The sequence below is a fragment of the Dyadobacter subterraneus genome, assembly GCF_015221875.1.
Lineage (GTDB): Bacteria > Bacteroidota > Bacteroidia > Cytophagales > Spirosomataceae > Dyadobacter > Dyadobacter subterraneus.
Genome location: NZ_JACYGY010000001.1, coordinates 5,875,894 through 5,895,642 on the forward strand (window position 1 = coordinate 5,875,894; position 19,749 = coordinate 5,895,642).

Sequence of the window (19,749 nt, forward strand, 5' to 3'; positions counted from 1 at the left end):
TTTTCCTCAATGTATTTTTTAACAATTTATTTATAAATCCAGCAATTCACCGTAAAACGCCAATCGGCAAACTCCACATTCGGACATTTGATTGGTAAAACCTCATGAGGTGCGAACGAAGGAAAAACTAATAATGAATTGTGTAACGGTGTTAGAGAAACTGCTTCATCCTCACCGGGTATGAATTCAACCGGAATCAATTTTAATTCCCCTCCCTCAAATTGTTTTGGCTCCGTAAAAAAGTAATAAACTACACTGATTGCTCTCGCCTTTTGCCGATCTTCGTTGCCAGTGAATGTGTCAATATGCTCGCTAAAAAATGCACCATCCCCATGTGCTGCTATTTCTGTTTCAAACGCATTGATTACAAATGGATTTATCTTCAGCTTATCGAAAATCTCAGGTAATAAGTCTGTAATTTGGGATATGATTTGTTCCTTAAATTCACCGAGATCTCTGTAAACAAGACTTCGTCTATATTCTTTATTAATCACGTTCATAGCTCCTTTATGAACAGTAGCCTCTTTAAAATTACTATAATTGCGTGTTGAATATTCAAGTAAACCCTGAGCCAGAACAGGCTCAAGAAAATTTTCGAAACGGTGATAGTTTAATAATTTACCCATAAGGTTATTGGAGAGAGGTACAAAGATTAATAAGATATCCTTAGCGCGACAAAGCTACTTTCCCGGAAATTGTATTTTCCTGTCCTGTGCTATCAGTCATAAAAATCTTATATATATAGAGACCAGAATTTTGATTCGTCGGAATCCAGTACCAATTTCTCAATTCAGGCTTAACATCTTGTGTACTTAGTATATTTCCATTGATATCGTATATTACTGTCCTAAGCGAGCTATACGATTTATCACCACCAGACATTTCGAAATGTAAGTAGTCCGAAGCAGGATTTGGCGAAGCGACAATATTCATATCATTTGAAACTGATTCAGAAACTTGGAAGCGCAATGTTAATGACTGAACTGTCACATTCCCTGCAAGATCTTTTGCAGAAACTAATAACTCATAATAACCAGCCAACAGATCTTTTGATGAATAAGTAAGACTTAAACTTCCGTCCTCACTAGTAATAACTTTTATATTGTTTAACTTATAAGATAGTCGTTCAAAATCACAGCTGTTATCGCTACAACCCTTCATGTACACATCCACTAAGGTTGTGTCTGCCGATAATGCTCGGTTATCCAGGATTTGAATACCTATTTGAGGATTGGGAGAAACAATAGCATCGTTTTTGATTCGTTCATTATTAATCGTAACACTTATCTGAGGCGGCACAATATCTTTTAGATTTTCACTTGGGTACAGATTTACATCCTCCGCTCTATCCCATTCTATTAATAATTCCGAATAATTATTATCTTCATTTAACTCTTTTATTTTATTTTCAGGATCAATCGAAAAAGTAATTTTATTTAATGCCTTCTTATTGTCAAACGTAAAAAATAACGTGTCTTCAAAAGCCACTGCAGGAATTGAAACATTTACAAAACTTGATGTACCGTCTGCGAAAAAATAATTGATTCGCACTGGTATCATCTCATGGCTACTATACTTACCTCCATTTGAAACTACCACCTCTGTTCGTAACGTTTTCGACTTGGCAATTGTCTTCTCAGGGGATTCAGAATAAAGACGTATTGCACTTTCAGTACTCACGGTATAATCTGGCTCATCTACTTTTATTAAGACTAACGCCGGATCTCCTTGCAAAAGAGATTGATGAATATTAGCAATATCGTAGTCGCTATAAGTTTGCGATTTAATTGAGGCTCCAACTGCTCTTTGTATCTGACCAATTGTAAGATTAGTATCTCCGGTACTTCCAAAAATAAGATTATACAATTCCTTTAAATATCTGGATGAGGATGCCTGAAAGCTATAATATGAATTAGCTATAACGGCAATAGAACCTTTATTACTACTATTAATCCAATCCGATGATTGTGGAAGCCTATCTGAGGCTGTTGGACTTGGGTTGTTTCTACCATTAAAAATATTGCCTACTCCACAGCCATTGAAGTACATAAGTGGATACTTTCCAAAATTTTGGTAAGCATTAGCTGCATCAGACATATAGCCCATATCAAAATCCGTTACGGTTGGATCACCATGCCCCATATAAGAGATCATTCCAACACCATCATTGACATCAGAAGAGATATTTGCCTTTTCAACTTCAATCGTACTTTGTTTAACAATTGCCTTAACTTTACCACCAACCTCGCCTGTCTCCACAATTGGTGCAAGTGCTGCAAGAAAATCTTTAAATTCAGTAATTTCAGTAGCAGATTTCCCACCATTTAAATGTAATATTTTTTTCTTCCAGGAGTACGAAGTTTTTGTTTGATCGTAGTAAATGACTTTACTAAGATAGTTCAATACTTGTTCAGGATTCGTTGCATTAATCCTCCCTATTGGAATTGTAGGAATATCCGCAGTGGTTTTACCATTTAGCCCTTCAACCAATAAGATATCCGAACCTGGAAATCCAATAGTTGGTACATCTTCCGGTATTTCTCTATTCAATGTTAACTTAGTTGAAATTGTCGTTGATGTACCTATTAAAAGTAGGTTATGTTTGCTCCTTGGAGCGTTATGAATCATATAATCTGTAAATCGGCGAAGTGCAACGGGACTTGGTTCTCCATAATTAAATTGATTGTATATGTCCTTAATCTTCACAAGCAGAGTTTTGTATTCACCACCAATCGAAGATTTACGATAGTTCGAATACTCATTTGCCGCACTATATAATGCTTCATTCGTAACGATAAGGTAATCATTTGTTGCCGGATCAAATTTCTTAAAGGAAATTGAGGATACTTTATCAACAGCAATAGAAATCACATTACTTGTCACTAATAGATTTAATTCCTGATTAACCTTTCTTGAAATCATTACATTTAGTGTAGTTCCCGTGTACGAACCTGACAAAATTCTTGGATTATCAGGATCTGTAATGTCGTAAATTTTAGCATCAACCGGAGAATTTGTAATACTAACATTACTTACGGAGTTTGGTGTAGGTACAAGATTAAATTTAGCCGAGCTTACCCCACTCATATTAAAACTTTGCGGATATTCCAGCTTCGTATAGGTAACGGAATATATTCCGGTTGTAGCACTTTGATCTGTAACTTGTACGGATTCTAACTGAAAAAAACCTTGTCCGCTTTCATCAATATCTGACTTCGAATTGACAAAGAATTGTTTTTTTAAAGGGATAAAATCCGCAAATTCTATTAGACTTGAATAATTAGCTAAAGAAGTTAATGTCTTTCCAATTGATGCTTTAATTTTATTAGTAGCGAAAGTCCTACCATTTAATAATATTTCAATCATTGGCTGTTGGACCTGAACAGCCACAAGATTTTTTAACTGAAACTGAAAGTTATAAATGGGATTTCCACTTGGATTATCGCCAGTTCTTTTATAATATGCTTTGCTTGATCTGGATTTACCTTCAACCATGTAGCTTTGATCTAATGCATGAAACACAAGGTTCTGAGATCCGTCATAGGTGTCACTTTCTGTATAAACTTTAACTTCCTTTTGGAGATGGTATAATTCAGGTGTTCCTGAAACAGCTAACTTTTCCTGATTCACCGCCATTTTTGTTGTTGCCGGTGAGTAGGTTAAAAAGTAAGAACTTTCATCTGAATACAAACTATAATATGGATTAGATCGAACACCCGTATACGGCCTGTATAAGAGAGCGTCACTTGCACCATCATTCAGAACTCCATAAAATTCAATTTCAGTTGCGCTTACATTTGTTAACGCTACTTCAACACCTCGATGATATAGATGAAGCTGTCCAACTCTATTTTGAAATGAAGAAGGTAATTTTACGTTAAGAATACCACTTTGATTTACTCCTATTTTAACCCATTCATTTCCGTATTTATCAGATAGCCATTCATTTCCATATTTACCACTCCAGGGCGTCTGTGCACATACTTCTTCGCTAAAAGAGAAGATTGATATTAGCATGAGAAAGGCATAAAAAAGAGTTTGTCTGCTGTACATAGTCGAATAAAAGTAATCCTTACGAAAACAATCGGGTTACGCTTAAAACATAACCCGAGCGTATTTATTATTTACAAAAACGTCACTAAAATTTCACTACCTTCTTTCTGTAAACATCCCCGTTTTCAGTATGCAATTCAATAATATATTCTCCTGCAGGATAATTGGCCAAGTCAACTTCACTACCAGAGCCATTAACTTTTAGAGAACGTCCTTGAATGTTGATTAAATTCCAAAATTTAATCTCAACATTAGTTTGTAATTTAATAACGAATTTATCGGGGGTGGGATTAGGTTGAAGAACTACTTGACTTGTGTTAGGAATCTTGATTGATACAATTCTTGAATATGTATCATCCCCGCTTACAGAACCAGTATTACCTGAAATATCAACTTGTACCAGCCTGTAATAATTATCTCCTGCATTTGGGCTATTGTCTATGAAAGTGTATGAACTTTCAGAATTTGTGTCACCTTTTCCTTCAACCATACCGATAACCTCAAAATTCTTAGCATTATAACTACGTTGGACCAAGAAGTGACTATTGTTTTTTTCCCAGGCAGTTTTCCAGTTTAATTGCACTTTTTCAATTCCAATTAATTTCGCCTCGAACAATACAAGATCAACAGGTAATGGACTAGATAAACTAAGGACTTTCAAAGCAGGATCTCCAAATAATAATGATTGATGGTTATTCGCCACGTCATAGTCACTTGCACCACCATCTATTACTAATTTCGCTGTTGCTTTATGAATCAGACCTATTGTTTGTCTTTCTGCATCACTTTTAAATATTCCCTGATATAATTTACCCAAATAATTCTCTGAAGAACTTTCGAAGGCATAATAACTATTTCCAATAATCGCCACAGACCCTTTTTTGCTGGCAAGCAACCAATCTGAACTAAGTGGTATCTGGTCTGCCAATGTCGCTGTTGGAAAAGGGGAAAATCCTCCATTAAAAATATTTCCTACACCGCATCCGTTGAAATACATGATAGGATATTTCCCCTCGTTGGTATAACCTCTTGCAGGATCGGTAACATATCCTATATCATAATCCGTGTAATGGGATGATCCATGTCCAAAATAAGTCATCATTCCAAAACCTCCATTTACATCATCCGCAATATTTAAAGCGTTTGATGGATAGGCAAAGTCCGTAGCTCCTTTAACTTTCGCAGTTACTGTTCCTTTAAACGCAGTTCCGGTAACAAGGGGCACGTAATCATTAAGATAACCTGCAAATTTGGAGGTTTCGCCATCATAAAGGCCTCCGTTAATATGCATAATTTTCTTCCTGGTTGCCTGTTGAAGTTGTGACTCATATGTTTTCACCTTGTCAAGATAATTGTTTACCTGACCACTAGTAGTCGCAGAGATTCTTCCAACTGGAATTGCAGGCACCTCTGCCGTTCCATCCGCAAGGCCTTCAACAAGTAGGACATCCGATCCGGGAAATCCGATTGTTGGCACGTCCTCATTTAATTCACGGTTTAATACTAGTTTACCAGATAAAGTTGTCGAAGGACCAATCAGAAGTAAATTATGCTTTGCACGTGGAGCGCGGCGAACCATATAATCAACAAATCTTCTTATCGCAACTGGACTAGGTTCTCCATAATTAAACTGGTTGTAAATGTCTTTTATTTTGACTAGCACGGTTTTGTAACTACCACCAGCAGTTGTTCCACGATAAGAAACATAATCTGAAGCAGCATTAAATAGTGTTTCATTTGTTATAACCAGGTAGTCACTTCCGGCAGGATCATAATTGGTGAAAGTTGTCAAGGCTCCGCTAGTAAATCTAGTATTTGCGATTGCCTCATTTGTTACTAACAGATTTAATTCAGTGTTACTAACTCTTTGCACCATTAAATTCAATGTAGTCCCAACATAATTACCAGAAATAATTCTCGGTGAATCCGGGTCAGAAACATCATACACCTTAGCATTTGAAGGTGCATTTGTAATGCTAACATTACTGGACTCATTTGTTGTGGGCAGCAAATTAAATGTCATGGAATTGACCCCAGACATATCAAAAGATTGAGGATAAATTAATTTCAAATATGTAACTGAAAAAACACCGGTTGACGAACTTTGATCCGTAATCTGTGTAGATTCCAATTGCAAATATCCATTACCATTCGCATCGACATCAATACCAGGAGTAATAGAATATTGTGTTTTAAAAGGGATGAAATCTGAAAACTGGATAAGTTGCGGATAAGCACTCAATGAACCAGATGTTTTTCCGACTGATGCTTTAATAATATTATTACTATACGTTCTTCCATTAAGTAAAAGTTCAACAACGGGAGATCTTGCAGGATCTACGGCTAAATTTTTCAATTGAAATCCATAACCGAAAATCGGATTTCCGCCAGGCGTAGCGCTGTTTCGACGATAGAATGCCTGACTAGACCTACCTTTTCCTTCAATTAAATAACTCTGATCTAATGCATGAAGTACGATATTTTGCGAACCATCATACGTATCAGAATTTGTGTAAAGTTTTAAATCCTCTTGAAGATGATAAGGTTCTGGTGTCCCGGATGTAGCGATGTTACCTTGCGTTACTGCAATATTGGCAGGAGAATCTGAAAATGTCAGAAAATACGAACTTTCATCTGAATACCAGCTATAATAAGGATTAGCCTTTGTACCAGTATATGGACGATACAACAAAGCGTCGGATGCACCGTCATTTACAATTCCATAAAATTCGATTTCCGTTGCAGTTGCACTTGTCAATGCCACCTCTTTTCCGCGATGATATAGATGTAACTGGCCCGACTTATTTTGAAAAGCTGCTGGCAACAATACTTTTTGAATTCCATTTTGAATAACCCCAATCTTAAGCCAAGTTTGTCCATACTTTCCAGCCAACCATTCATTTCCATAAACCCCGCTCCATTTTGTTTGAGCCTTAGTCTCCAGTATTCCCAGCATCACACCCAAAAAGGCAATTGCTGCTATTCGAAATACGGTGCTTACGTGTAAAGTAAATTTTTTGTGCATAGTGCAAATTAGATTATAGTTACGATATTTTATTTAACTAAATTTATTATTATCATGAATAATTATAACTTACTAATATACTACTGTATAAAGTGTTATCCCAATTCATAGTAAAATAAATTCGAAATTACGACAACTTCAACATCTCTACAAATTATAAATTAACAATACGGCCAAATCAGTATATACGTTTGATGTAATGATATCATAAATGAATGCCGATTTATAGTAAGACGAATTTTAATTATAAGGTAACCCGTATGGACGTTATTCTTTTCAGGGGATTAACCATCTAATAATTACATTTTAACCTTGGCACCAAGAGCAACAAGCAATATCGATACAACAGTATTAATCCAATTTCTACCCTCAACATTAAAACCAAATTAAAATATTTTAATATAATATAACAATTTAATAATGAGACAAATAGAAAATATATGTTAAGAGCGGAACGTTTTGCATTATTTAATGGTACTATTTCTACGTAATTTTCGTTTATCCCGAAATAGAAAAATTAAAAAAATTGTAAATCTTATATTAGCCAAAGCATGAAAGAACGTATTATTAAAATTTTGAACAACTTCGGCGTTGATAAAAGTGCGGTGTCTGACGATGCAAATTTCATGAAGGATCTTGGTTTTGACAGCCTTGATACGGTGGATCTGATGATGCAGCTTGAACAGGAATTCAATATTGCTATTCCTGATGAAGATTATTCAAAGATTGTGACTGTGAAAAGTCTGGTTGAATATCTAGAAGAGCGCCAGGCAATTCCGGCCTGATCAACAAAACTCTACATTCGTGAGCCGGTATTATATTTGATCCCAATATCGGCTTACAACGTTCTTCCGGTTACCCATTTGTTAGAATTTGCTACTTTTATGGCATCCGCCTTGCTGGATACTTCAAGTTTCCGGTAAATATTTTTGATGTGACTTCTTATCGTTTCCTTACTTACATATAAGTCCAGCGCTATTTTTGAATAGCTTTTCCCTTCTGCAATACTTTGTAATACTTCTGTTTCACGTTCTGTCAACGGCGAATTCTGTTGTTGCTGGAAAGACTGCACAACCATTCTTGCAATTGACAAGCTCATTGGTGCTCCGCCAGCAAGCGCCTCATCTATGTTCTGGACAATTTCCGAGATATTGGAATTCTTAACTATATAGCCGCCGGCACCTGCACAAAGAGAACGAAAAACTTTTTCACTATCTTCTAATACTGTGATAATCAAAACAATACAATCCGGATATTGCTTTTTAATCCTGGTTGTACCAGCAATGCCATCCAATCCCGGAAGTTCTATATCCATCAAAACAATATCGGGAAGGTCCTGATCCAGATTTTCTAGCGCGTCCTCAGCATTGCTGTACAAATTCATTACTTCGTACTTTTCAATCGTATCCAAAACCGCCCGGAAACCTTCACGGATAGAAATATTATCCTCAACAATTATTATCCTTTTCTTCATAACGTCCTATTCTATCCTTACTCTACTATAGTGAAATGCACAGGAGCTTCAATTTGCAGCCTGGTTCCCTGCGAGCTCCCGTACACCTTAAATCTGAAATCATTTTCTCTGCTTCTCTTTTCCATATTATGGAGCCCGTTATGCGGCTGTCCTTCCTGGGGCTCTTTCCAAGAACCATCATCCTGCAAGGAAATAGAAACATGATCCTGAAAAACAGCCATTTCTAAAAACACTTCTCTGGCTCCGGAATGTTTAGCTACATTTGTCATCGCTTCCTTAAAAATAAAAATAATATGACGTGACGCAAATGCCTGTAACTGAACCGACTCAACTACTGTATATATGGCTGACTTGGCGGAAAATGCAATATCAAACTGGTTATAAAAAACTTGTCCAAACGAGGTCAGGTAAGCAAAAAGCTCCTGAGGATCATCACTATTATTATTAACACTCCAAAGAAAATCACGGCTGGAAGCATAAAGCTGATCACTGTTCATGATAATATTATCAACGACCGCAAGGACTGTCGGCTGATCCTTTAATTTCAATTTCAAAATAGCAGCCTGCCGGGTAATTGCTGACAACATATTTCCGGTTTCATCATGAAAATCACTGGCCAGGTTTTGTCTCATTGTTGACAATTGCTGTGTCCGGTCTTTTACTGCTCTGTCCAGCAGATCTATCCTGATGTGCTGCTGCTCCCTGATCTGCAAACGTGCAGCGTCGTGCTGCTCCTGTACAAACCAGAAAAAAACACCAAAAAAAATGGTGAGGACTATATGAGAAACCACCGCATAAAGGTTTTGCTCGGTAGGTTCCTGAATGGAATAAAAAATAAAAATGATTGCCAGAATATTAAAACAAATCATAAAAAGCCCGAGCCTCCTGTTAAACCAGAATCCGGTGAGCAAGAGCAGATAGAGTGTCGTGACAGCCGGCGAATCAATGGCACCTGTTTCCAGCGTATCATTTACGATAACCCAATAACTGCTTAGCATTAAAAGAATTAACGGAGGCCAGTAGATCCCATAGTATTTTAAAGAAAACAGAATACAAATGCCAAGACCTGCCAATCCATAATACCCAATAAGCGGTGGCGGAAAAAAAAACAGCGGAATCGGCAGTATCAGCAGCAAAGTCGTGGCTACAATAGTTCCACTTACGATGGTACGTACTTCGTCATACTCCGGATGCAATTTGTTTCGCAGCTCAGGTGTCAAAAAATAATTAATCAGCTTTTCATGTATCATGCGAATAGTATCGACACAGTAAAATTAAACAGCTTCATCTCAATTTATCGTTTTTATATAAGTAGTACTACAAAATCCCCCAATCTGGGTGATTGATTCGCGTAAATTATGCGCCTAATTTTGGTATCGCAAAGCAGGCAAAAATAAACTGCTTGGCATAAATTCTAAATGACAATCCTGCTTAATATATCAACAAAATTTTTGGTATCATCCGGGTATTGTTTTCAACAGAGAAATCCTCCTCTATCAGCCTTGCAAAATAAGGCATATAATTACCGCTGGCAGTGTAAAAGCTGCCAGCTCCAACCAATCCTGACACAAACGGGAACACCAATTTATTACCGCCTATATCCAGCTATGCACATACTATAACATTTTGATTTTCATTGCATATGATGAAATCAAAATGTATTTTTACGAAGATTTATATACCCTCCTTACTCAAAAAATAATGAAACCATTTTACAACTTCACTTTTGTAAATCTTTCTAAATCTTCAGGAAGATTTTATTTATCCGGCAGCACTTTAAAAATAAAACAATTTTTCAAGTTCAGTCCATTTTCTTTCTTGCTGGCTAACTCTATTTTCCAGACAACATTTTTATCAATACCGGATGTCAGACCTGTTGATCAATAAAATTTCATAAAGTTCTCTTTACTGTTTTTTATATCACCCCTCCAATACATCGGTTATGAAATTCCTGTATACCAGAAGTAAAATACTTCTCTTAATTTCCTGCTTTTTACTCCCTTTTTCCAGTATTTCCCAACATTTGAAGTTGCCCTCGGTCAATTTATCTGAAAAAGAAATCGAGCCAGTTTCTGATAATACAACACTTACCAAAGGTCAGATCAGGTGTTTTTCGGGTAACGGAATTCTGACAAATCTCGTTATCGACGGAGGTACATTAGTGATTACCGGAAAAGTAAAAATTAAAAAGCTGACTGTTTTAAAAGGCAATATTCTTGTAGCCAAAAAAGCAGCTGCCACGCTCCCACCCCTTGAATTCAATGGAAACTCGTCCCTGATAAATTATGGATCAGTTACATTTACAGGAAATGTTTCATTACTGCATTCGAATAATTGTATAGCCAATAACGGGGCAGATTCAAGAATGAACTGGGGTTCCGCCCAGTTTAACTTTGGCGGCAAAAAATCCATATTTATAAATAATGGCACGACCGATATTGGAACCTTATTACTGGATTCAAAAAACGGAAAAATATTTCTGGGTGCAAATTCCCTTACCAACGTCGTAAATCTGATAAACAATTACCAAAACAGGATTTACATTCTTAAAGGTATAGCCAAACTGAGCCAGGCAGGTTTGCCCAGCTGTCACAATCTTTGACCGACAGCCCGAACCTGATTGTTTGTCCGGGACCATACTCGGATATTCTCAATGTTGCAGTCTCATCAGGCGGTTATGGTCATGCCAATGTGATGGAAAAGGGCTGCACTTCTTTTCCTTCCATGACAAACCCTATTTTGACTTCATATAAGTAGCCTTTTGGCGACAACGATTACGCTGGCTATTTGTCCGTTAAATAAGTTGAGGCTTCCATATTTTTTAATTGGATTAAAGCCTCTTAGTTTTGTCCTAAAATTTATTATTTAGAATATTTCAGTTTTATCCTCCTCCATAATCTAAATTCAGAAATACACACTATGGGAAAATTACCTCTACAAATTTTTATTTATTTAATCCTATTTCCCGCAATTTGTACTGCGCAAGTCACAGTAACTTATCCTGCCAACCGGATTGTTTTTCAACGTGATAATTCGAACCAGGCTTCAGTGGTTATTGCAGGCTATTTTGCAGGCTGCGCGGATCGGATCGAAGCACGTTTTGTTCCAAGAGAAACAGGGCAAGGCACAGCGGCTCCCGCTGGCGGCGGCTGGGCAACGGTTCAGGAAAATCCTCGAAGCGGTAATTTTTACGGTTCCGTGTCCGTCACCGGTGGATGGTATAAATTGGAAGTCAGGATTATCGTGGATAATGCGGTAACAGTCACAACAACAGTTGAACGTGTTGGTATAGGTGAAGTTTTTGTAGTAGCCGGCCAATCCAATGCCACGGGTGGAGATAATAACGCAAATGGTCCAGGCGCTACCGACGACCGTGTGAACAGTGTCAATTTTCAAAATTACAATGCCCAAAATTCACCATCCATTGCTCCGTATTCCGCAATCCATTTGCCTTGCCCGGAATTTGTCCACCTTGATGATATCACCAAAACGTCCCCATTTGGAAATTATGCCTGGTGCTGGGGTGCATTTGGAGATAGCCTGGTAAAAAAACTTCAGGTTCCTGTTATGATTTTTAATGCCGGCTGGTCGAGTACGGGAGTTAGAAACTGGAAAGAATCCATTCCAGTAAACGGTACAACAACCAGTGATTTTGGTTTTCAATTTCCTGCGGGACTACCGTTCGGACATATAAGAATTACACTGAATAACTACATAGCACAGCTGGGTGTACGCGCAATTCTGTGGCATCAGGGAGAAACTGATAATATGGTAAGCCGTACCCGGGAAGATTATTTATCCGATATCCGGGAGGTGATTAAGGCTACCCGGGATTTATCCGGAAAAGACAACCTGGCCTGGGTGGTATCAAGAGCCTCCCGCTTCAATGTAGATGGCGCAACCCGAACCTGGCAGCCTGTTATCGACGCGCAAAATGACGTTATTGGTTTGGGAAGCCATGGTAATGATTTAAATTATAAAATGGCTAATGTATTTCCCGGACCCGAAACGGATGCTTTCTATGATATTAATTACAGAAATAGCGATCAGGTTCATTTTACCGGTAACGGACTTTTACATTTAGCCGGATGGTGGAGGGAGAAATTGAATGATGATTTTTTCAAAAACTCTACACCATATCCTGCTACCCCACCGCCAAATGTTTCAGTTTTAAGGACAGAAACTGCAAACGTTGTTTTCCAGGCACCAGATGGTCTGAAAACATACGACTGGATTTCGGGTAATAATTGCAATACCAGTGTTGCAAATAGCCGCCAGTGGACAATCGGCGATGGTGACTATCAGCTAAAAGCCACAGATGCATTTAACAATGTTATTTTGTCCGCAAAAATCAGGGTCCCGCTTAGCAGTACACCTGCTTCTATTGCAGGAAATCTGGATGTTAGCCAACAAATGATCACGAACTCTGTCAACAATCTTCTTGTAAACGATTGCAAGATTATAGCTAAAATCACACCTGCTGAAAATTCCTCTATTATTAATCAAACCCTGACAGCAAAAGCGTATATAGACGGTTCCGTTCAATCCTATCAAAATTCTCCTTACGTGCAAAGACATTTTGATATCAAATTAAGTACTACCAATAGTAATCCTCTTGCCCGGATAACATTATTTTTCACCCAAAATGACTTTGACGCATTTAACTCCGTTAGCAGTGTCGATATTCCCAGCACTCCCTCGGATCAAAGCGGAAAAAACAATTTGCGTGTAATTCAGTTCAGCGGAACATCTTCCGGAAATACGGCTGCTCAAAATAGCTACAATGGTAACCGTACTCAGATAACACCGGCATCGGTAAACTGGAATTCGACTCTAAATAGTTGGGAAGTCAGTTTTGATATGACAAGTACAGGAGGATTTTTCCTGGGCACTACCAGCACCCCTTTACCCGTTACTTTGACATATTTTAAAGGAAATCCGAACGGCTCAACAGCGGTCCTGGACTGGGAAACTAGTGCTGAAACTAATTCAGCGTATTTTGAAGTTGAAAGGAGCACAGATGCAATTCATTTTCAGACTATTGCAAAACAATTTGCCGCCGGGAATTCAGCAACAACTGAACATTACAATCATCAGGACAATTCATTGCCGTCAGGCATCTATTATTACCGCCTGAAACAGGTTGATCTGGACGATTCTTACCATTACAGTCGTGTTATCAGTGTAAAAATAAGTACCGAATCGTCTGTCAGAATTTTCCCAAATCCGGTTTCCGATCAACTTAGTATTCAATCTGAAATTGAAATAAACTCAGTTGAAATTATAAATTCATTTGGGATAAAATTACAATCCAACATGGTGAATAAGAATTCCTTACAGCTGGATATGAGTAAATTTCCTTCCGGACTGTATATAATCCGGGTCAATAATGAAGGTTTGAAAATTGTCAAAAAGTAAGTAACAATCTGGTACATATCTGGTTACTTAAATTATTGGAAAATAAAAAATGTTGCCGAATTCGTTCTGGCAACATTTTTTATTTATTGATTGAATAAAATATACCATCTCCCATTAAGCTCAAATAATAGTACGAAGCAAGGTTTTTATTGATCGATAATAAGAACTTTTACATTTTAGATCAATTTATTTTTTCAATTGGCTTATTTTGGAAACAATTATTACAAGCACTATTGTTCATTAAAGAGATTTTGGATTTTTCCGGGCTGATGGGCCTAATGAACTATAATTCTTTCTTACACAATGCGTACCAAAAAGTCTATAAAATCAATTACTCCCGATGTCGTTCTGATTGGAGCTGGTATCATGAGTGCAACGCTTGGGATTTTGCTTAAAAAGTTAAATCCAGCTTTTACAATCTCTATTTTTGAGAGACTGGACAGGGTAACTGCTGAAAGTTCTGATGCATGGAACAATGCCGGAACCGGACATTCTGCTTTTTGTGAATTGAATTATACACCGCAAAAAGAAGATGGCTCCGTGGCTATCGACAAGGCAATCAAAATTGCCGAGTCTTTTGAAGTGTCAAAGGAATTCTGGTCGTATCTGGTAGAAAATAAAATTGCCGAAGCACCGGAAGAATTTATTCGTCACATTCCTCATATGAGTTTTGTTTGGGGCGAGGATAATGTAGATTATCTTAAAAAAAGATATGAAGCACTGACAAAACATCATTTGTTTCAGGGAATGAAATTTTCTGACAATTCCACTGAAATAGAAAGCTGGGTACCGCTAATTATGGACGGAAGAGATCCGAATGAGGCAGTTGCAGCTACACGAATGGATCTTGGTACTGACGTAAATTTTGGTGCTTTAACCAGGACAATATTCAATTATCTGGAAACGCAGGACGGTGTTAATCTTTACCTGAATCATGAAGTTGAAGATTTTAAACATGAGTCAGACGGTTCATGGACAATTGCTGTTAAAGATCTATCAACTCGTAAATCTCAGAAATTACGTACGCCTTTCGTATTTATCGGAGCAGGTGGCGGTTCGTTGCCACTTTTAGAAAAATCTGGTATACCGGAAGGAAAAGGATTTGGTGGGTTTCCGGTAAGCGGTCAATGGCTGGTTTGTAATAATCCTGAGATCATAGAACGTCATCAGGCAAAAGTTTACGGAAAAGCAGCGGTTGGTTCTCCGCCGATGTCTGTTCCACACTTGGATACGCGTGTTATCGATGGAAAAAAAGCTTTGTTGTTTGGTCCATACGCTGGGTTTTCAACGAAATTCCTGAAAAACGGATCTTATCTGGATCTTCCCCGTTCAATCAAATTTAATAATATCAAGCCAATGCTGGCTGCTGGTATACATAATATTCCGTTGACAAAATATCTGATCGATCAGGTAAGACAGTCACCAGAGGACAGACTTGCGGCGTTAAGAGATTATATGCCTCAGGCACGTATGGAAGACTGGGAATTGGAAAAGGCCGGTCAGCGTGTGCAGGTAATCAAAAAAGACAAAAAAGAAGGTGGCGTTCTTGAATTTGGAACAGAAATGGTGACCGCAGCTGATGGATCATTGGCAGCTTTGCTTGGTGCTTCTCCAGGTGCTTCTACTTCGGTTTCTATAATGCTTGAACTGATTCAGCGCTGCTTTAAAGATCAGGCTGCCACTCCGGAATGGAAAGAACAGCTTCAAAAACTGATTCCTTCTTTTGGAAATTCATTAGCGAAGGATGCGAAACTTGCAGCAAAAACCCGCGACCGGACAACGCAGGTTTTGAAACTTAGTGCTTCGAAAAAAGCGCAGGAAATTCTGGCATAACCAAGGTCAATGTTTATATAAAAGAAAAAGCGGATTGTGAATAATCCGCTTTTTCTTTTTGTAGTGTCAAAGGATTTAAATAGCAAGAGACGGAGACAAGGCGAAAGCCGATTTTTCTTTGGCCGCCGGCAGTTCCAGATAGAAAGTTGTTCCTTTATTGACATCACTCTCAAACCATATTTTACCGCCGTGGGCTTCTACAATTTGTTTTGATATAGAAAGTCCAAGCCCGAAAGGCTGCTCTCCGGAAGTTCCCTTTCTTTTAGCATCTGTAAAGGCATCAAAAATCTTGCCTTTCAATTCATCAGGAATTCCTATTCCGTGATCTTCAACGGACAACTCCATTTTCTGATCCTTGTCAGATAATTTTACATTAATGACAGATCCTGGCGGGCTAAATTTTATAGCATTAACAATCAAATTACTTAAAACACGCCATATTTTTTCCTTATCAGCCAAAACTACAATATCAGCTCCTATTTCCAGATTTACCTTCTGATCTTTTTCATCTGCCTTAAACTTCAATTGCTCGATGCAATCCCGAAGGAGAGTTTGCATATCTACAACATCTTTTTTCATTTCCTCCGGACGATAATTAAAATTGGCTGCCAGCAAATCATTAATCATTTCAATAGATTGCAGACTTGATGTTTTCATCAGTTTGGCAAACTCCATGTGCTCTTCTGAAAAGTTAACCTCTTCAAGTAAAAGTGAAGCTATGGAAGAAATTGCTCCCAACGGATTTCTTAGATCATGCGCAACTACTTTCAAAATCCTGTCTTTATCTTTATTACTTTGCCGCAGATCATCAAGTGTCTGTTCCAGTTGTTTATTTTGAAACGTAATTTGTTTATTCAGATTTGTGAGTGCAGCCACGTTCAATTTAGAGCTTTTCCAGTTTTGTAAAAGCAGCAGCAAGATCGAGATCGCCATCAGTGAAAAGAGCAGCGTGACGTACAAGTAATTCTTTTTCAGATCATTTTCCTTGCTCAACAGGATATAATTATTCTGCTGTTCAAGATTTTGAAATTCTCTGTCTACGTCCGCGCTAACAAGGTTTATATTCTCGCGATCCAGAGAATCTTTCAAAACCTTGTATTGCTGCAAGGAAATATAAGCATCTTCCAGTCTACCGATTTTATCATAATATTTCCAATTCAGCTTATTAAGCTCAGTTTCAGCGTACAAATTACTATTTGAGTCCAGCGAAGCTCTTAACTGATCAGCAATTTTACGTGTTTCTTCCAGGCGATTGCCTTCAAAATATAATTCGCCCAGCTTAGTCATGGAAAGCTGAGCATCCTGAATATCAAATCCCCTCTTCCGGTTTGTAGCAATACTTTTCTTTAATAAACTTTCAGCGGCAAGTGTATCACCTTTTTTGTAATATTCCCCTGCCCGATTACCAAAAACCACAGCCTGGGCCATATCAATATAATCCTTCCGCTCAGGAAACTTTTTTCCCTCGTCACGCAAAAAAGTCAGTGCTTTATTACTGTAAAAAAGGGAGCTGTCGGTCATGTTATACTTGCTGTAACTTAATGCTATGTTGGCAAGTAATTCCTGGCGGGAAGCGAAATTCTTGAAATCTGCGGTACAATATCCCACATCTTCAAAACACTGTTTAAAGTTGCTCACAGCTTCTGAAAATTTCCCCTGCTTGTAACTTACCATGCCGAGCCTATAACTATACTCGCTTACCGCACACGGGTCCATGATTGTTTGGGCAATTGCTTTGCCACGGTAATAAAACTGGTAGGCGTCATTATAATGTTTAATATCAAAAAGCAAATCACCTTTTTGAAACAACGCGGTGGAATACTCACGTTTATATCGTTTTTTTAAATCCTCGGTAGAAAGTATAAGAAATATACTGTCAAACTGGGCAATACCTTTATAATTCTCACCTGTTTTCTGATAGTACTCCCGACCTTTAAAGCTAAATTTTTGGATCTCGTCGCCAATGCCCGGGTCTCGAATAACATTGTAAGCAGAATCAAAAAATGCGAGCGCCTTTTCCTTTTCTACCCTATCCATCATACGTTTTGCCTGCTCACGAATATTATCTACATAGGCGGTATGATCTGCTTTTTGCAAATCTGAGTTTTCACATGAGAAAAAACAAAATAATAGTACCGCAAAAGGAATACTGATACCTCTCCTTTTAATCGCCAGGAAAAATGTGAAGAGGTAAAATTTTATCATTTTGTAACGTTGACTGTGAGCTCTTTGCAAAAAAATGTGCTTTAATTCAGGAACGTTAAAATTACTTTATAAAAGGTATATTAAAAAGTTCTGGCTGGAATTTAAGCAACAAGTCTGGTATTTGCATTAGGTACCTACTATGTCCGTTAAAATGAATGGCTGACCGCCAGTGTCATTTATACAATTCCATTTTCACATGTTCAATATTTTGTTCAACAAACAAATCACCAAACTTCGAAAATCCATTCTTCTCATAAAATTTGGCCGCCCTTACCTGCGCATGAAGATAGGCCCTCGCGCCTTCCGGCAAGTCCGATAACAAAGCCTGCACCAACGCTCCACCAACTCCTGTTCCGCGATAAGCGTTCAGCACTGCAAAACGTTCAAGTTTGTATCCATTCTCCGTTTTTCGCCATCTTGCAGTTCCGGCGGGCAAGTCATTTACCTTTGCCAGATAATGCGTGGCTGCATCATTTCCATCTTCTTCCGCTGTTGCATCCACATTTTGATCAATAACAAAAACCTGGCGACGGATAGCAAATGCCATTTTCAGGTCCTCCGGATTTATTATTTGTGAAACTTCAATTTTATTTTCTACCGCTTTTCCGTCTTTGTTATTTTCCATAATAGTAAGTGCTCTTTCCAAAAAACTTTTCTTTTTAAACGCAGCTTCAACCTCATTAATAGCCAGCATAATATTATTCTGAGTATCTGTCAATTCGGTCATGGCGGCAACCATAATTTCCCAAACCGGTTTCATTTTACCAATCAATTCCTCTGCTTTTGGCGTTAGTGAAATCAGTCTTCTGCGATCATCTGTTTTGTCTTTTGTAGAAATAATCAATTTTTCCTTTTCCAGTTCTTTCAATAAGCTGATCGTAGACGGATGCGCATAACCGATTTCAGCAGCAAGTTCACCGATACTAAGCGCGCTTTTTTGTTGTAAAGTATATATAACCGGAAACCATTTTGGCTCAAATTCAATACCGTTTTCTTTATAGATCTGTAATCCGTCTTTTCTAAAACGATCACTAATTCGCTGCAAACGGGTAGAAATCGCCAGAATTCCGGATTGATCGATAATGTTTATCATAATGTTGAAATCTCCAAGTGATAAAAAACATTGTCGGCAGACATGATTGGAAAAGTTGCAGGCAAGTCCTTCTTTTCAATTTTCACAAAATTATTTCTCTCATAAAAACGAATTGCCGCCTTCAATATATCAACCGTTCCCAGATAAAGATCTGTAATATTTTCTGACTTGCAGTATTCGATCAGATTTTCAAGCAATTGCTGCGCCAATCCAAATTCTTTCCCCCGAAAATCTTTATTTACAAACATTTTCCGGATCACGCCCTGTCCATTTCCAATGCCGATCAAAGCGATCGTACCAATCACTTTTTCATCATGAAATGCTCCCCAGAAATTACCACCGGTAGCGTGATAATTGCTTTCAATATCCAGCAGATCCGGCTGGTCTTTCAGTGTGATCGGAACGCCAAATTCAATTTGTTGAATCGGAAGAATTAAATCGATAACCTGTGCAGAATGTGAATTACCGATCAGGGAAATTTGAAGTTGATTTGTCATAATAGTTAATTTACATACAAATATATGTAGTCAACTACATAATAACAAAACTAAATATTTCTACCTTCAAAATGGCTTGTCGAATATGTAATTTGAATTTTAGAGATTGGTTAATAGAAGGAATAACGGCACAGAACGTTAAAGCGTCCTG

General features: G+C 37.9%; 13 protein-coding genes. 5 read left to right on the forward strand and 8 right to left on the reverse strand.

What is annotated here, in order from left to right:
• Window positions 1-26 precede the first annotated feature (26 nt).
• From IEE83_RS24485 to porU2 (IEE83_RS24495), 3 genes are all read right to left on the reverse strand, one after another.
• Window positions 27-626, reverse strand: coding sequence for a 2OG-Fe(II) oxygenase (locus IEE83_RS24485; RefSeq protein WP_194123107.1), 600 nt, complete (start codon window positions 624-626; stop codon window positions 27-29).
• A gap of 40 nt (window positions 627-666) precedes the next feature.
• A complete protein-coding gene (porU2, locus tag IEE83_RS24490; protein WP_194123108.1) occupies window positions 667-4,053 on the reverse strand; it encodes a putative type IX secretion system sortase PorU2 in 3,387 nt (1,128 codons plus the stop codon).
• Window positions 4,054-4,138: 85 nt separating this feature from the next.
• Window positions 4,139-7,078, reverse strand: a complete 2,940-nt coding sequence (porU2, locus tag IEE83_RS24495) for a putative type IX secretion system sortase PorU2 (RefSeq protein WP_194123109.1) — start codon at window positions 7,076-7,078, stop codon at window positions 4,139-4,141.
• A 551-nt stretch (window positions 7,079-7,629) separates the two neighbouring features.
• Here porU2 (IEE83_RS24495) and acpP point away from each other — a divergent pair.
• Window positions 7,630-7,863, forward strand: coding sequence for an acyl carrier protein (gene acpP, locus IEE83_RS24500; RefSeq protein WP_194123110.1), 234 nt, complete (start codon window positions 7,630-7,632; stop codon window positions 7,861-7,863).
• 53 nt (window positions 7,864-7,916) lie between these two features.
• Here the strand turns inward: acpP and IEE83_RS24505 are convergent, their stop codons facing one another.
• Together IEE83_RS24505 and IEE83_RS24510 are read right to left on the reverse strand one after the other, a co-directional pair.
• Window positions 7,917-8,552 carry a response regulator transcription factor gene (locus tag IEE83_RS24505; protein WP_194123111.1) on the reverse strand — a complete coding sequence of 212 codons (636 nt, stop codon included), beginning with the start codon at window positions 8,550-8,552 and terminating at the stop codon, window positions 7,917-7,919.
• A 17-nt stretch (window positions 8,553-8,569) separates the two neighbouring features.
• Window positions 8,570-9,802, reverse strand: a complete 1,233-nt coding sequence (locus IEE83_RS24510; RefSeq protein WP_194123112.1) for a sensor histidine kinase — start codon at window positions 9,800-9,802, stop codon at window positions 8,570-8,572.
• A gap of 692 nt (window positions 9,803-10,494) precedes the next feature.
• Between IEE83_RS24510 and IEE83_RS24515 the strand changes: the two genes are divergently transcribed.
• The 4 genes from IEE83_RS24515 (at window position 10,495) to IEE83_RS24525 (ending at window position 15,803) form a co-directional block, all read left to right on the forward strand.
• Window positions 10,495-11,154, forward strand: coding sequence for a hypothetical protein (locus IEE83_RS24515; RefSeq protein ID WP_194123113.1), 660 nt, complete (start codon window positions 10,495-10,497; stop codon window positions 11,152-11,154).
• Window positions 11,151-11,309, forward strand: coding sequence for a hypothetical protein (locus IEE83_RS33055; RefSeq protein WP_228101957.1), 159 nt, complete (start codon window positions 11,151-11,153; stop codon window positions 11,307-11,309). Before IEE83_RS24515 ends, IEE83_RS33055 begins: the two co-directional genes overlap by 4 nt.
• A 162-nt stretch (window positions 11,310-11,471) precedes the next feature.
• Window positions 11,472-13,970, forward strand: coding sequence for a T9SS type A sorting domain-containing protein (locus IEE83_RS24520; RefSeq protein WP_194123114.1), 2,499 nt, complete (start codon window positions 11,472-11,474; stop codon window positions 13,968-13,970).
• Window positions 13,971-14,273: 303 nt separating this feature from the next.
• Window positions 14,274-15,803: a malate:quinone oxidoreductase gene (locus IEE83_RS24525; RefSeq protein WP_194123115.1), complete on the forward strand. Its 1,530-nt coding sequence runs from the start codon at window positions 14,274-14,276 to the stop codon at window positions 15,801-15,803.
• Between the two features lie 75 nt (window positions 15,804-15,878).
• Here the strand turns inward: IEE83_RS24525 and IEE83_RS24530 are convergent, their stop codons facing one another.
• From IEE83_RS24530 to IEE83_RS24545, 3 genes are all read right to left on the reverse strand, one after another.
• Window positions 15,879-18,008 (reverse strand): ATP-binding protein, encoded by a 2,130-nt coding sequence (locus IEE83_RS24530; protein ID WP_194123116.1) that lies wholly within the window; start codon window positions 18,006-18,008, stop codon window positions 15,879-15,881.
• Window positions 18,009-18,180: 172 nt separating this feature from the next.
• Window positions 18,181-19,101, reverse strand: a complete 921-nt coding sequence (locus IEE83_RS33475; RefSeq protein WP_310588566.1) for a GNAT family N-acetyltransferase — start codon at window positions 19,099-19,101, stop codon at window positions 18,181-18,183.
• On the reverse strand, window positions 19,098-19,598 hold the full coding sequence (locus IEE83_RS24545; RefSeq protein ID WP_194123117.1) for a GNAT family N-acetyltransferase: 501 nt from the start codon (window positions 19,596-19,598) through the stop codon (window positions 19,098-19,100). The genes IEE83_RS33475 and IEE83_RS24545 overlap by 4 nt, the downstream gene beginning before the upstream one ends.
• Window positions 19,599-19,749: the final 151 nt, after the last annotated feature.